Here is a 14,965-nt window from a genome sequence, read left to right as displayed (position 1 = left end):
GCTTCCCTCTGCCCGCCAGGGCTCATCCCCGCAAGGGAATAATGGATAAATCATCAGGCGACTTGGCTTCGGCGCGGGTCCAAGAATGTAAGTTCCACCGCACGCAATCGCCACAATAGGTATCGGGACTAGCCGACCTGCTCGATACGCAGCACGTGATTATCCCAGACATAGTCCGGCTCGGAACGGGTCGCGCCACCGGCTTCGATGATTTCGCCGGCACCCGTCGTCGCGATGAAGCCTTTCCCATCGGGCGCAACGCCACAGACCTCGACCAGAGCCTTGGTAGCGACGACGCGGCCGCTGGCCGTGTCGATCACGGCAAGCGAATTGCCCTCAGGCGAAGACACGGCGATGGTGCCGGCGGCAGGATTGGCGGCGACCGAGCCGATATAGTTCCTGAAGCCGGAGAGCACATCCTGCGACATATCGAGCAATTGCAAGTCCTTGCCGCGCGGCGCGCGGCCAACCAGCGGGGCACGGTCGGTACCCGGCCCCCTGTACTGGCAGCCGAACCAGACGGTGCCGGACCGGTCGGCATCCATATGGCGGATCGACAATTGGTGCAGCGCCGGCGGCAATTCGTGCTTTTCGGTGAGATCGCCGGTAAGGCGGTCGACCAGAACATAGGAAGGCTTCATCGTTGCGATGTTGAGCTCGGCGCGGCCATAATCCGGATGCGTCTCGATGCCGCCATTGGCCACAGCGATCGTCCTGCCGTCGGAAAGCAGCAAAAGCTCGTGCGGGCCTGTGCCGTAGGTCGGAAACTCGCCGATGCGCTTGAATTTCGCATGCGCGTCATAGACGCCGACGACGCCGGCGGCATTGTCGAAATCGTTCTCGGTTGCGTAGAGCAGCGTGCCATCGGCCGAGAACACGCCATGGCCGAAGAAATGCCGGCCGGCAACGCTGGCAATGGTGCGCGGTTCACCGCGGCCGGTATGGTCGAAGACGACAGCAAAGGTGCCCGGCTGCCTGGCAAACACCACCGAACGCTTGGACACCGGGTCGAAGGTAACATCGTGGCCCCGATCGGGCAGATCGATCGTGTGCAACAACTTGCCGGCCTTGGACAGGACGGCCGCGCCATAGCTGCCGTCGCGCTTGACGAAAGCGGTGGCGAAGACCGCGTCGGCGTCGAGTGTCTTTGCCCAGGCCGACGGCGCCATCGCCGCTACGAAACCAGCGCCTGCGGCCCTCAGGAAATCGCGCCGATCGATCAGCGGCGTCCTCATGATCAGTCGCCATCCAATGACGAGAACCCGGCGGTCAGGCCGAATTCGGCGGTCAGCCTGGTGCCGATCAGGGTCGTCAGGCTGGATGTCACCAGCGAGAAATAGTCGAGCTTCTGGCGCAGCGCCGGATCGGCAAGTGCCTTGTCGATCGGTCCCCTGATCGCCTTGGCCGCCTCGATCCCGTTGGTGAGCTGGATGTGGACCGATTCTGCCATCCAGCGCGCATCGGGCGGCAGCGCGTCGCCAAGCTGCGAGGCCTGGAACAGCGTGTCCATGCCCGCCAGATTCCCGGTCAGCGAGCGGGCGGTGTTTTGCGAGCGCCAATAGATCGCCTGTTTCGGTTTGTCGGCCTCCGGCTTGGCGCCCAGGAAGCCTTTCAGGCGTACGTCGCGGACCATTTCCAGCTCGTTGATGAAGACGCCGACCAGTTCGGTCACCGCTTCAGTTCCGTCGTGGTAGAGCGCGTTCTGCGGACCCGGATTGGCCCAGAGCGCGGCAAAGCCGTTGGGCTCGTTCCAGGCATCGCCAACCTCGCCGGCAATCGTCTCGACATTGCCGGCAATGGCCGCACCGTAGGCGCAGCGATAGGTGTCGTCCCTGCCGACCAATTGACCGGCTCCGTCGCCGTAGAGGACGAATTCCAGTGCGCCGAGCCCTTGCGTGGCGACGCTCTTTGTAGCCAGCTGGGCGGGATCGGCGGCTGTCGGATCCTTGCCGGCAAGTGCTGCCTGCACCTGCTTCAGGCCGATGCTCTTGCGGTCCGGCCAAAACAGCATGCGCTCAAGCCGGTTGTTTTCCGCGATCGGCCCGAAACGGATGATTTCCACCACCGACCAGGCATCCACGACACCCGAGAATTCGGCGCGTGCCGCATCGAGATTGTCCCGCGAGGGCGCTTGGCAAAGCGCGTGCATGGTCTTGGCCAAGCTGTCCGCATGGTCATGCAGTCTGGCATAGGCCGGGCGGACGAAGCCGTCGATCGCCCGCTGGATCACATCCGAAGCCTTCACCGCCGCGGATGCCGGCAGCGCACCGGCGAGGACCAGCATCAGAGCGAATGCAAGACGCTTCCGCATCAGAGCGACCCCAGAAACTTGATCAGCGCGGCGCGGTCGGCCGCATCGGCAGCGGCAAAGCGGTCACGCGCCTTCTGGCCCTCGCCGCCATGCCACAGAATCGCCTCGGCCAGGTTTCGTGCGCGCCCGTCATGCAGGAAGAAGGTGTTGCCGCTGACGGTCTGGGTGAGCCCGATGCCCCACAGTGGCGGCGTGCGCCATTCGCTTCCCGTGGCCTCGCCCACCGCCTGTCCGTCGGCAAGACCGGGTCCCATGTCATGCAGCAGGAAATCGGAATAAGGCCAGATCAGCTGGAAGGCCTGCGCCTTGTTCGGGGTGCCGCGACGGGTGACGAATTTCGGCGTATGGCAGGAGATGCAGCCCATATCGTAGAACAGTTTTTTGCCGGCGAGCACGTCCGGTCTGTCGAGATCGCGCCGGGCCGGCACGGCAAGGTTTTGCGAATAGAAGGTCACGAGGTCCATGACCGGCGGCGGCGCTTCGACCGGACCGAGGCGCTCCTGTACACCGTTAGGTAGGGCAAGGCAGGTCTTTTCCGCGGCGCTGCAATCGCCCCAGTGCTTCGGCACCTCAGGCGTCGAAATGCCGATATCGCCGGCAAAAGCGTCCGCCGATTGCTGGCGGATCGATGCCGCCTGCGCCTTCCAGCCGAAACGGCCGAGCGTCAGTTCACCGCTGCTGGCGTCGCGTATTATGTTTGGCCTGCCGGAAATCCCGTCACCATCGCGGTCGGCCGCATCGGCACGCGTAAGGATGTTGGCAGGAGCGATCTGCTCGACCAGGCCAAGGCCGATCATCGGCGGCGTCATGCGCGGCGACAGCGTGGTGTGTGGATCGAGCGCCCCGTAGGCGAGACCGTCGACCGAATAGCTCGGCTTGCGCAGCGACACCGTGCTGCCGTCCGCCAATTTCACCTTCTCGTCCTGGTAGTCGACATGCATCCTGCCTTCGCCCTGCAGACCGGGAACGGCCAATTCCTGCAGCTGCGTGCCATAGACCGGGTCGGGAAAGTTGAGCACCTTGTGATCGGCGAGCGCGGCTTTCTCCTCCTCGGTACTGGCTTCCCTTGCCAGGCGCAGGAACATCGAGGTGGTGCCGCTGTCGCCTTCGGGCGGATGGCCGCGGCCGTCCTTCAGATGACAGTTCTGGCAGGCGCGCTCGTTGAACAACGGACCGAGCCCATCCGAGGCTTGTGTCGAGGATGGCGAGGACACCCAGTTCTTGCGGAAAATGGCGTTGCCGAGCTTGAAGGTACCCTCTTCCTCGAAGCTGATGTTGGCAGAGGATTGCGAGAAGGCGTCCTTGTTGACGTCCTTCTTCGAGGTGCCGGCGCCGCCCTGCATCAGCTCGAATTGCTCGGGCTTGGAGAAATCGCTGGTCGGCCTGGTGATGGCGATGACGCGCGCCAGATCCTTCGGCGTCAGATCCGTGCGGCTGGTGGCAAGCCCCGCCGGTTGCGGCGCCCCGGCCAGCGCCGAGGCTGTGAGCGTCGCCACCACGGCAAGAAAGGCGCCGCGAAGGATACCGTATCGCGGCTTCTTCTGAGGCGGCAGGCCACAATGCTCGGCCGGCCGCAAGCGGCGCATGAAATCTAGGGGGCGCCGCATTCCGGCATGTCCTTATTCCGCCTCGTCGGCCGACGCTGCGTTGAGTTGGCCGTACTTTTCTTCGCCGATCGAGGCGAGCAGGTCGAGTTGCGTTTCGAGGAAGTCGATGTGACCTTCCTCGTCAGCCAGCAATTCCTCGAACAGCTTCATCGTCACGTAGTCGCCTGCTTCGTTACAAACCTCGCGCGAACGCTTGTAGGCGGTGCGCGCGTCATATTCGCCGGCAAGATCGGATTCGAGCACTTCCTTGACATTCTGCCCGATGCGCAGCGGCGCCACGGACTGCAGGTTCGGATGGCCCTCGAGGAAGATGATGCGCGCCACGAGCCGGTCGGCATGGTGCATTTCCTCGATCGATTCAGCGCGTTCCTTCTTCGCCAGCTTGGCGTATCCCCAGTCTTCCAGCAGCCGGAAATGCACCCAGTATTGATTGACCGCCCCAAGTTCCAGAAACAGAGCCTCGTTAAGCCGCTCTATGATCTGCTGTTCGCCTTTCATGGGTTCTGCTCCCGTATTGGACGCGCAGGCCTCTGACGCGATCCAGGTGTGAAACGATGTCCACGCCACTCACCGCCGAGCGGGCATGGTAATTTTCGGTGACCCGAATGATCGTTTCGACCACATTTGGGAAGCAGCCGCAACAGCGACCGCGCTTGTGCATGGCGTGATAGACCTTCGCCGGCACGATCAGCTGCCAGGGGTCCTCATCCAGCAGTCCGACGATCGTCTGCTCTATCTCCTTTTCGGTGATGATGTTGCAATGGCAGATCAGCATTTGTCGCTCTGGCTAACGGCGCTTCGTTGCGTCGCGTGGCTGGTGGTTTCGATAGTCTATTGGAACACCTTGTCCGGTGAATCGAGGCTGTCCGAGCCCTCGAAGGCTATCGCATTGAGCTTCAGGGTACCGACGGCGCGTTCGATCGACTTGGTCTGATCGACCAGCGCGTCGATCGCCGCCTGCACAGTGGCATTGCCTTCCGTGTTGCCTTCTCCGATCTGCTGGTCATAGGCCTCGCCGGCAAGCGCCCGCGCCTTGATGGCCTCCATCTTGGCGATAGTGACGTCCAGTTTGTCCGACAATTCCTTGTCGACCGCCGGGTCGGCCGCCTTGACCATGTCGGCCACCGACGGCCCCTCGACGACAGTGCCGTCGAGCCGCTTGTAGCTGCCGTGATAGGCGGCACGGATGCCGATCGCATCGTAAAGATGGGAGTTGTAGGTATTGTCGGAGAAGCAATCGTGCTCCTCTTCCGGGTCGTGCAACAAGAGGCCGAGCTTCATCCGCTCTCCGGCGAGCTCGCCATAGGACAGCGAGCCCATGCCGGTGAAGATGGTCGAAATGGCGGCGTTCGGCTCGCCATCGACAAGGTTCTTGCGGGCGGCGCCGCCTTCCTTCCAGTCGTCGACCATATCCTTTAGATCGGAAACCAGAAGGTCGCTCGCCGATTTCAGATACTGTCCGCGACGGTCGCAATTGCCGCCGGTGCAATTGGCGAGGTCGTAATCGGTGTAGGGCCGTTCGCCGGCGCCCGGACCGGTGCCGTGCAGGTCCTGACCCCAAAGCAGGAATTCGATAGCGTGATAGCCGGTCGCCACATTGGCCTCGATACCGCCGGCCTCCTGCAGGGTGCCGGAGAGGAACTCCGGCGTCAGCTCGGTGGCGTCGACCTTCTTGCCGTTGATCTCGATCGACTTGTTGGCGATCACATTGGCGGTGTAGAGCGCGTTGGCGTCCGACTCGGTGCCGTAGCTCTTGGCGACATAGTCGATCAAGCCTTCGTCGAGCGGCCAGGAGTTCACCTTGCCTTCCCAGTCGTCGACGATGGCATTGCCGAAGCGATAGACCTCGGTCTGCTGATAGGGAACGCGCGATGCCTTCCAGGCCTCGCGGGCGGCGTTCAGCGTTTCGGCAGATGGCTTGGCGAGCAGCGCATCGACAGCCTTGTCGAGCGCCTCGGCCGTGATCAGCGAATCCTCGTATTTGGCGAGCGCAATGTCGGAATAGGTCTTGATGACCGCCTTGGCATCGGTTTGCGCCTTGGCCGGCAGCACGAACACGGCCGCCGTCAGCATCGCCGTGGCGCCGATCGTCGCAAGCCTGCCGCCATACCGCGCGGTCATCATCGTTCTCATGATTGTCTCTCCTCGGGAATCAATGAAATGCCGGCGCCGCGGCGGGCAGTTGCCAGCGGGCAAAGAAGGGTCGCGCCATCGCGCGGTTCGCGGAAGAAAGACACCGAAATGCCTCCAATCGAAAGGGTTCAAGGCCCAGACATCAAAGGGATGCGCTGACGCGCGAGCTTCCATAAAACGGCGAAGACGTCGGATGTCAACTGGTGACGTAGAAAAATTCAATTGAAACAACAGTTTAGAATTATTCTAAACTATAACTGTCAACTTTAACGCCGATGTATAGGGATACCGGCGCATGACGCGGTTGACAGGCGGCCGTTCCGGGTGCGACCCGGATCGGCGCTCTTGCGGCGGCGCCGGACAATCGCCACCTGGCGAGACGTCCTAGATTTGGATGAGGAATCGGGCTGTTATGAAGAACGGGGTCGTCATTGTCGGTGCGGGTCATGCGGGCGTGCAAGCGGCCGCCAGCCTGCGCGAAGAAGGCTATGACGGCCCGGTGATCCTGGTCGGCGACGAAAACGAACTGCCCTACCACAAGCCACCGCTGTCGAAGACTTTCATCAAGGATCAGCAAGCAAAGCCGCAGCCGTTGCGCGGCGAGCCTTTTTATACCGGCAGCAGCATCGACTACCGGCCAGGCCTCCGGGTCGAGCGCATCGACGTAGGCGGCCGCCGGCTGGAGATATCGGGCGGCGGCGTGTTGCCGTTTGACCGGCTGATCCTCGCCACCGGCGCGCGGCCGCGCCTGCTGCCGCTGCCGGGTTCGGAGCTTTCTGGCGTTGTGTCGCTGCGCTCGCTCGGCGATGCCCGCCTGATCCGCGAATTGAGCGCGCAAAGCGAGGAGGTCGTCATCCTCGGCGGCGGCTTCATCGGCCTGGAGATTGCCGCGACGCTCACCGCGGCAGGCCGCAAGGTTACGGTGGTCGAGGCGGTCGACCGGCTGCTCGGCCGCGCCGTGGCACCGGCCATCGCCGGCCATGTGCGCCAGCGGCTGGAGGCCACCGGTGTGCGCATCCTTACCGGCACCACCATCGAACGGCTGGAGGGCGAGAACGGCCGTGTTTCGGCTGCAATCACCTCGTCCGGCGAGAGATTGCCGGCGCAGATGGTCGTCATCGGCATCGGCGTCGTGCCGAATGTCGAATTGGCCGAAGCCGCCGGCATTGCCATCGCCAACGGCATCCGCGTCGACCAGCAGATGCGCACGTCGGTGCCGGAAATCCTCGCCATCGGCGACGCGGCGTCTTACCGGCACTGGTTCACCGGCGGCGACGTGCGGCTGGAATCGGTGCAGAACGCCACTGACCAGGCGCGGCTCGCCGCACGCACTATCGCCGGCCACACCGACAATTACTCGGCGGTGCCGTGGTTCTGGTCCGATATCGGTGACATGAAGCTGCAGATGGTCGGCCTGATTGCGGGTGGCGACAGCCATGTCGTGCTGGGCGACGTGGCCGAGAACAAATTCTCCATCTACCACTATGCCGGAAGCCGGCTGCTCGGCATCGAATCGGTCAACCGGCCCGGCGACCACATGCTTGGCCGCAAGATGCTCGGCGCCGGCTTTTCGCCGTCGCCGCAGATTGTCGCGACCGGGCCCGACGGGCTGAAGGCGGCGCTCGCCGCCTTCCAGCAGGCAGAGCCGGCCCCGGCGGCAGGATAATCGTATCGCTCAGGCGGCGCGGGCCTCGCGGATCGAACTTTCCAGGATGTCGAGCGCCTCGTTCATGACGCCGTCCTGGATGGTGATCGGCGCGAGGAAGCGGATGACGTTGCCGTAGACGCCGCAGGTGAGCAGGATCAGGCCCTTGTCGAGCGCCTTCAGCCGGACCGCATTGGCGAGTTCCGGCGACGGCAGCCCCTTCGTCACATCGTTGAACTCGACCGCGTTCATGAAGCCGGGGCCTCTGATATCGACGATTTCCGGGGCTTCGTCGCGGATCGCTTGCAGGCGCTGCTTCAGACGGTTGCCCAGCGTGTTGGCCCGGTCGCAGAGCTTCTCCTCGTCGATGACGTCGAGCACGGCATGCGCCGCGGCGACGCCGATCGGGCTGCCGCCATAGGTGCCGCCGAGTCCGCCGGGGTTCGGCGCATCCATGATCTCGGCACGCCCGGTGACCGCCGCCAACGGGAAGCCGCCAGCCAGGCTCTTGGCCATGGTGGTGATGTCGGCCGCCACCTCGTGGTGGTCCATGGCAAACATCTTGCCGGTGCGGGCAAAGCCGGTCTGCACCTCGTCGGCGATCAGCAGCATGCCGTGCTGATCGCAGATCTTGCGCAATGCGGTCATGAAATCGCGCGGCGCCTCGTAGAAGCCGCCCTCGCCCTGCACCGGCTCGACGATGATCGCGGCGACGCGGGCCGGATCGACATCGGCCTTGAACAGCCGGTCGAGCGCAGCCAGCGAATCGGCGACCGACACGCCGTGCAGCGCAACCGGGAACGGCGCATGGAAGACATCCGCCGGCATGGCGCCGAAGCCGACCTTGTAAGGCACGACCTTGCCGGTCAGCGCCATGCCCATGAAGGTGCGTCCGTGGAAGCCGCCGGAAAAAGCGATGACCGCCGGCCGGCCGGTGGCGTTGCGGGCAATCTTGATTGCATTCTCAACCGCCTCGGCGCCGGTGGTGACAAAAATCGTCTTTTTGTCGAACTTGCCGGGCAGCATGCCGTTCAGCCGTTCGGCCAGCCGGATATAGCTCTCGTAGGGCACGACCTGGTAGCAGGTATGGGTGAAGCGGTCGAGCTGCGCCTTGACCGCTTCGATCACCCTGGGGTGACGGTGGCCGGTGTTGACGACGGCGATGCCGGACGAGAAATCGATGTAGCGGCGGCCTTCCACATCCCAGATCTCCGAGTTTTCGGCGCGATCGGCATAGATCTGCGTGGTCATGCCGACGCCGCGCGAAATCGACTGGCTCTTGCGTTCGGAAATGGCTGAATTTGTCATCGTATCCCTCACCGGGCCGGCGCCCGCTCTCGTTTGATGGCTGTTGAGACTCTTCTGGGCTTATTTCAGGTTTTCCTCAAGTTGGCACTGGCGGCGGGCGATTGGGCCTGCGGTCCGGCAGCTACGCGATGATGGCCGGCACTATCGCCGGCGCAGCGATCATGCTGCTGTTCCTGCCGGCGCGCTATTCGGCGTGGTTCAGGTCATGGAGCCGAAAGGCTGGAAAGAGCTACCCGTTTTGGAGACCGGCGAACCGGTGCAAGGTCCGACTTAAGGCTTTGCCGGATCATTCGTTATCGTTGGAGGGTACAGGGCGCGACCTGGCGCGCTGCCACGGCGACGATTTTGACTCGCGCCAAGCATGCCAGCCTTCCGGCAAGTCGGCCAACGCAAGGATACTTTCATCCCGCTGCACAACGTTTTGCAAGCTGACAATCATTATGTCGCCTTCGTCAACAGGTCCAATTTCGCTGTTGTGGAATTGCCAACTGCCGTCGTCATCGTCATGCGAGACGTGTGCAATCCAGTCGCCGCGGGTAATTATGACCCGATCCAAAAACACCGCGACATTGGGCGGGTCTGGGAACGTCCATTGCTGCATGGGAATCTCCCGAAGACAGTTGGTCCTGCGCACCGTGAGAAGGTTCAAGCGGTTCTCACAAACCCTTCGCTGGCCCTCAGCAGATTGCGCGTGTAGTCCTTGGTGACACGGCGTTCGACAAGATCGTCCGCGGTCAGATTCTCCATCGCCTCGCCGTTCTGCATCACCATCAGCCGTTCGCACATGTGGGTGATGATGGCTAGGTCGTGGCTGACCATCAGGAAGGTCAGCTTGCGGCGGCGCCTGATCTCTTCCAGCAGGTTCAGCACCTCCGCCTGCACCGAAGCGTCGAGCGCCGAGGTCGGCTCGTCGAGCAGCAGGATCGACGGTTCCAGAATCAGGGCGCGGGCGATCGCCACGCGCTGGCGCTGACCGCCGGACAATTGATGCGAATAGCGAAAACGGAACCCGGTGCCGAGGCCGACCTCGTCGAGTGCCCGCTGGATGCGCTTTTCGCCGTCGGCGAAGCCGTGAATGGCGAGCGGCTCCTGAAGCAGGCGGTCGACGGTCTGGCGCGGGTGCAGCGAACCGTACGGGTCCTGGAAGACCATCTGCACCTCGCGGTAGAACGCCTTGTCGCGACGCGCGCCGAGCATTTTGCCGTTGACCGCGATGGTGCCTGATGCGGCCGGCGCCAGGCCGGCGATTGCCCTGAGCAACGTCGACTTGCCGGAGCCGGACTCGCCGACCAGGCCGAAGGATTCACCGGATTCGACCTCGAGGCTGACGCCTTTCAACGCGCGGAAGCGGTCGAAGACCACCTCCAGCCTGTCGACGGAAAGGGCTGCCGTCATGCTGCCCACTCCGGCTTGCGGTCGAGCACCGGCAGCGGGTGACGGTCGGCGCCGATCTTGGGCATGCAGTTGAGCAGGCCGCGCGTATAGGGATGCTGGGCGCGGCCGAGCTCCGAGGCTTTGAGCTGTTCGACCACCTTGCCGGCATACATGACGATCACACGATCACAGAAGGACGAGACCAGGCGCAGATCGTGCGAGATGAAGATCAGCCCCATGCCGCGCTCGCTGACCAGCCGGTCGAGGATGCCGAGCACGTCGAGCTGGACAGTGACGTCGAGTGCCGAGGTCGGCTCGTCGGCGATCATCATTTCCGGCCCGGCGATCAGCATCATGGCGATCATGGCGCGCTGGCCCATGCCGCCGGAAACCTCGTGCGGATGCAGGTCGAAGACACGGGCCGGATCGCGGATCTGCACAGCCTCCAGCATGGCCAGCGCGCGGTCGCGGGCTTCGGCCTTGGAGACCTTCTCATGCGTGCGCAGCGTCTCGACGATCTGGCGGCCGATGCTCATCACCGGGTCGAGCGAATATTTCGGATCCTGCAGGATCATGGCGATACGCTTGCCGCGCAGCGCGCGGCGCTCGCGCGGCGGGGCGGCCAGCAGGTCGATGCCGTCAAAAGCGAGCGTCTTCGCGGTCACCTCGGCCTGCGGCGGGGTGACGCCCATGATGGCGCGGCCGGTCTGCGACTTGCCCGAACCGCTCTCGCCAACAATGCCGAGCCGCTCGCGGCCGAGCGAGAAGGAGACGCCGCGCACCGCCGCGATCAGGCCGGTGCGCGTCGGGAAGGTAACGCGCAGGTCGTTGACTTCGAGAAGCGTGCTCATTGGTCGCCACTCATTGGTCGCCACTTCGGGGATCGAGCGCGTCGCGCAGTCCGTCGCCGAGCAGGTTGAAGCCGAGGCTGACGATGAGGATGGCAAAGCCCGGAGCACCCGCCACCCACCACTGGTCGAGCACGAAGCGGCGGCCCGACGCGATCATCGCGCCCCATTCGGGCAGCGGCGGCTGCGCGCCGAGGCCGAGGAAGCCGAGGCCGGCCGCGGTCAGGATGATGCCGGCCATGTCGAGCGTCACCCTGATGATCAGCGAGGAGATGCACAGCGGCATGATGTGGCGAAGCACGATGCGAAACGGCGAGGCGCCCATCAATTGCACCGCCTTGATATAATCGGAATTGCGCACCGTCAGCGTTTCGGCGCGGGCAATGCGCGCATAGGGCGGCCACGAGGTGATGGCGATGGCAAGCACGGCATTTTCGATGCCGGGGCCGAGCGCCGCGACAAAGGCCAGCGCCAGGATCAGCTTCGGAAAGGCGAGGAAGATGTCGGTGATGCGCATCAGGATCGCATCGGTCCAGCCGCCGGCGTAACCGGCGACGGTGCCGACCAGCAAGCCGATCGGCGCGGCGATAATGGCAACCAGAATGACGACGTAGAGTGTCCAGCGCGAGCCGAAGATGATGCGCGAATAGATATCGCGGCCGAGATCGTCGGTGCCGAACCAGTGCGCCGCACTCGGCGCCAGCAGCCGCGAGCCCTTGAGGTCGCCGAATGTCGGCGAATAGGGCGCCAGCACATCGGCGAATGCCGCGACCACCAGCAGGGCGACGATGATGAGCAGGCCGGCAAACGCCAGCCGGTTGGCGGAAAAGCGCCGCCACGCCACATAGGCGCGGCCGAGCCTCGCCTGCACGCGCGACGCCGGCCGCTCGCTGAGCAGCCAGTCGCGGCGGGTTTGAATCGCTTCCGTGCTCATCCTGCCTTGGTCCTCATCCTGCCTTGGTCCTTGGATCGAGCAGCCGGTAGAGCAGGTCGGAGAATAGATTGATGGCGATGAAGACCGAGCCGATGATGATCGTGCCGCCAAGCACGGCATTCATGTCGGCGTTCTGCAGCGAGTTGGTGATGTAGAGGCCGATGCCCGGCCACGAAAACACTGTCTCGGTCAGCACCGAGCCTTCGAGCAGCCCGGCATAGGACAGAGCGATCACCGTGACCATCGGCACCGCGGCGTTGCGCAGCGCGTGACCCCAGATGATGCGCGTTTCCGACAGGCCCTTGGCGCGCGCTGCGACGATGTATTCCTGGGTGAGTTCGTTCAGCATGAACGAGCGCGTCATGCGGCTGATGTAGGCGAGCGAGAAATAGCCGAGTAGCGAAGCCGGCAGGATGATGTGGCGGAAGGCATCGGCAAATACATCCCACTGCCGCTGCCAGAGCGCATCCAGCAGGTAAAAGCCGGTAATCGGCGTGAAGGTGTATTCGTAGACGACGTCGAGCCGGCCGGGAAAGGCGACCCATTGCAGCTTGGCGTAGAACAGCACCAGCGCCAGCAGCCCCAGCCAGAAGATCGGCACGGAATAGCCGACAAGGCCGATGATGCGCACGATCTGGTCGATGACGCTGCCGCGCCGCACGGCGGCCAGCACGCCAAGCGGCACGCCGATCACCGAACCGATCAATGTTCCCAACGTCGCCAGTTCGAGCGTCGCCGGAAAGGCGCGGCGGATATCGGTCATCACCGGATTGGTGGTCAGCACCGAGGTGCCGAAATCACCGTTCAGGGCATGTTTGACATAGATGTAGAACTGCTCGACCAGCGGCAGGTCGAGGCCCATCTCGCGGCGCGTTCGTTCGACGACGTTGGCCGGCGCCCGGTCGCCGAGCACCGCCAACACCGGGTCGATCGGGATCACGCGGCCGATGAAGAAGGTCACCGCGAGCAGACCGAGATAGGTCGTTATCGCGATGACCAGGAACCGGGCGATAGATGAGGCCACGGCAACGGCGCGGGCGCCGCCGCGCCCTGCCGTCACCTCGCTTTCAGCCACACTCATACGGCGCGTCCGCCGGCGTCACTCCCCGGCATCACTCTTTCGAGACGGGGCCGACGAAGTTGGTGTCGAAGCTCGGGCCGAGCGCAAAACCCTTGAGGTTCTTGCGCAGGCCGGCCACTTCCAGCTGCTGGTGGATGATGACGAAGGGGCTGGTATCGAGGATCTTCTTCTCGAGATCCTGGTACATTGCGGCGCGCTTGGCCGCGTCCTTCTCGAGCAGGGCGGCTTCGGTCTGCTTGGTCAAGTCCGGGATGTCCCAGGCGTTGCGCCAGGCCAGCGTCTTGGTCTTGCCTTCATCCGAATTGTCGGGGTTGCTGGCGAAGGTCTGGGCGTTGGAGTTCGGATCGAAATAATCCTGGCCCCACTGGCCGATATAGATGTCGTGGTTGCGGGCGCGGTATTTGGTCAGCGTCTGCTTGCCGTCGCCGGGGATGATCTCCAGCTTGATGCCGGCCTGTCCCAGCGTCTGCTGGATCGATTCCGCCATGCCCGTCGTCGGCTGCCCGGTACGCACGTCCATGGTGACGCTGAAGCCGTCGGCGAGGCCGGCCTTGGCGAGCAGTTCCTTGGCCTTGGCGACGTCGAACTTGAACGGGTTCTCGTCCAGTTCGCCGAGCACGCCCTTGGGCAGGAAGGTCTGGTGGATCTCGCCGATGCCCTTGAGGATGGTCGTGCTCAAGGCGTCGTAGTCGACGAGATATTTGAACGCCTGGCGAACCTCGGGCTTGGCGAGGTTCGGGTTCTTCTGGTTGAGGCTGATATAAAAGACCGTGCCCTTCGGCGCCGAGGTGGTGGTGAGATCGGCATTCTTGGCGATGGCATCGAGGTCGTTCGGCTCGAGATTGCGGGCGACGTCGATATCGCCGGCTTCGAGCGCCAGGCGCTGGCCCGAGCTTTCCTTCATATTGCGATAGATGACGCGGGCAAGCTTGGCTTTTTCGCCGTAGTAATTGTCGTTGCGCTCCAGCACGACGGCCTCGTTGGCCCGCCATTCGCGCAGCTTGAAGGCACCTGAGCCGGCATAGCCGGTCTTCAGCCAGGCATTGCCGAAATCATTGTCCCATTTGTAGTCGGCGCTCGGCGTGACCGCCGCGACATGCTCCTTGACCAGCTTGGCATCGACGACCGAGGCGACCGTCGCCGACAGGCAGTTCAGCACGAAGCTCGGCGCATAGGCCTTGTCGACGGTGAACTGGAACGTCGTGTCGTCGACGGCCTTGGCCTTGTCGATGACATTGCCGCCATCGATACCGAACTGGCCGATGATGAAGGCCGGGCTCTTGTCGAGCTTGATGGCGCGCTCGAACGAATAGGCGACGTCGGCCGCCGTGATCGGATTGCCGGAGGCGAATTTGAGGCCGGGCTTGAGCTTGAATGTGTAGGTCAGGCCGTCGTCGGAGACGCTCCAGCTTTCGGCGAGATCGCCCTTGACCTTGGATGTGTCGCTGAGGTCGAGGCGTACCAGAAGATCATAGGTGTTGCCGGTGACCTCTGCGGTCGACAATTCGAATGCTTCGCCCGGATCCATGGTGATGATGTCGTCGATGGCGAAACCCTCGACCAGCGTGTCGGCGGGCGTGACCGCGAAGGCAGGCGCACCGGCCAGAAGCAGCGCGGACATGGCCGCGCCCGCGAGCAAGAAGCGGGAGCGTAGAGCAAACTTTTCCATCATCATTTTAACTGTTCCCTGTTTTTGTTGACCTGAGTTCCCGGCTCAGGGTTGT

Annotated in this window: 14 protein-coding genes; 1 reads left to right on the top strand and 13 read right to left on the bottom strand. The window is 63.6% G+C overall.

The window, feature by feature from the left end:
* Positions 1-128 precede the first annotated feature (128 nt).
* The 6 genes from NKJ32_RS04330 to NKJ32_RS04305 are packed head-to-tail and all read right to left on the bottom strand — an operon-like array spanning position 129 to position 6,039.
* Positions 129-1,235: a DUF1513 domain-containing protein gene (locus tag NKJ32_RS04330; protein WP_352570326.1), complete on the bottom strand. Its 1,107-nt coding sequence runs from the start codon at positions 1,233-1,235 to the stop codon at positions 129-131.
* Positions 1,236-1,237: 2 nt separating this feature from the next.
* The gene (locus NKJ32_RS04325; RefSeq protein WP_352589031.1) at positions 1,238-2,311 is read right to left on the bottom strand and encodes an imelysin family protein; all 1,074 of its coding nucleotides are present in this window, start codon (positions 2,309-2,311) and stop codon (positions 1,238-1,240) included.
* The gene (locus NKJ32_RS04320) at positions 2,311-3,918 is read right to left on the bottom strand and encodes a di-heme oxidoreductase family protein (RefSeq protein ID WP_352589028.1); all 1,608 of its coding nucleotides are present in this window, start codon (positions 3,916-3,918) and stop codon (positions 2,311-2,313) included. Before NKJ32_RS04320 ends, NKJ32_RS04325 begins: the two co-directional genes overlap by 1 nt.
* A 12-nt stretch (positions 3,919-3,930) precedes the next feature.
* On the bottom strand, positions 3,931-4,416 hold the full coding sequence (bfr, locus tag NKJ32_RS04315; protein WP_023676883.1) for a bacterioferritin: 486 nt from the start codon (positions 4,414-4,416) through the stop codon (positions 3,931-3,933).
* Positions 4,382-4,693, bottom strand: coding sequence for a (2Fe-2S)-binding protein (locus NKJ32_RS04310; RefSeq protein WP_352570320.1), 312 nt, complete (start codon positions 4,691-4,693; stop codon positions 4,382-4,384). The genes bfr and NKJ32_RS04310 overlap by 35 nt, the downstream gene beginning before the upstream one ends.
* Positions 4,694-4,749: 56 nt before the next feature.
* Positions 4,750-6,039: an imelysin family protein gene (locus NKJ32_RS04305; protein WP_352589317.1), complete on the bottom strand. Its 1,290-nt coding sequence runs from the start codon at positions 6,037-6,039 to the stop codon at positions 4,750-4,752.
* Between the two features lie 424 nt (positions 6,040-6,463).
* On the opposite strand from NKJ32_RS04305, the gene NKJ32_RS04300 reads away from it, so the two are divergent.
* Positions 6,464-7,717, top strand: a complete 1,254-nt coding sequence (locus NKJ32_RS04300; protein ID WP_352589025.1) for an NAD(P)/FAD-dependent oxidoreductase — start codon at positions 6,464-6,466, stop codon at positions 7,715-7,717.
* A 9-nt stretch (positions 7,718-7,726) separates the two neighbouring features.
* Here NKJ32_RS04300 and NKJ32_RS04295 read toward each other — a convergent pair whose 3' ends face one another.
* From NKJ32_RS04295 to NKJ32_RS04265, 7 genes are all read right to left on the bottom strand, one after another.
* The gene (locus NKJ32_RS04295) at positions 7,727-9,004 is read right to left on the bottom strand and encodes a 4-aminobutyrate--2-oxoglutarate transaminase (RefSeq protein WP_352448587.1); all 1,278 of its coding nucleotides are present in this window, start codon (positions 9,002-9,004) and stop codon (positions 7,727-7,729) included.
* A gap of 286 nt (positions 9,005-9,290) precedes the next feature.
* Positions 9,291-9,605, bottom strand: coding sequence for a hypothetical protein (locus NKJ32_RS04290; RefSeq protein ID WP_352448586.1), 315 nt, complete (start codon positions 9,603-9,605; stop codon positions 9,291-9,293).
* 44 nt (positions 9,606-9,649) lie between these two features.
* Positions 9,650-10,399: an ABC transporter ATP-binding protein gene (locus NKJ32_RS04285; protein ID WP_352589019.1), complete on the bottom strand. Its 750-nt coding sequence runs from the start codon at positions 10,397-10,399 to the stop codon at positions 9,650-9,652.
* Positions 10,396-11,229 (bottom strand): ABC transporter ATP-binding protein, encoded by an 834-nt coding sequence (locus NKJ32_RS04280; RefSeq protein ID WP_352826885.1) that lies wholly within the window; start codon positions 11,227-11,229, stop codon positions 10,396-10,398. The genes NKJ32_RS04285 and NKJ32_RS04280 overlap by 4 nt, the downstream gene beginning before the upstream one ends.
* Positions 11,230-11,239: 10 nt before the next feature.
* The gene (gene nikC, locus NKJ32_RS04275) at positions 11,240-12,160 is read right to left on the bottom strand and encodes a nickel transporter permease (RefSeq protein ID WP_352448584.1); all 921 of its coding nucleotides are present in this window, start codon (positions 12,158-12,160) and stop codon (positions 11,240-11,242) included.
* 13 nt (positions 12,161-12,173) lie between these two features.
* A complete protein-coding gene (locus tag NKJ32_RS04270) occupies positions 12,174-13,241 on the bottom strand; it encodes an ABC transporter permease (protein ID WP_023676874.1) in 1,068 nt (355 codons plus the stop codon).
* A 31-nt stretch (positions 13,242-13,272) separates the two neighbouring features.
* Positions 13,273-14,916, bottom strand: coding sequence for an ABC transporter substrate-binding protein (locus NKJ32_RS04265; protein ID WP_352826884.1), 1,644 nt, complete (start codon positions 14,914-14,916; stop codon positions 13,273-13,275).
* Between the last annotated feature and the right edge of the window lie 49 nt (positions 14,917-14,965).

Origin of the sequence: Mesorhizobium sp. M0159, assembly GCF_040322295.1 — a bacterium.
GTDB lineage: Bacteria > Pseudomonadota > Alphaproteobacteria > Rhizobiales > Rhizobiaceae > Mesorhizobium.
The sequence above is the reverse complement of the archived record's forward strand: the minus strand, read 5'-3'. Positions and strand labels throughout refer to the sequence as shown.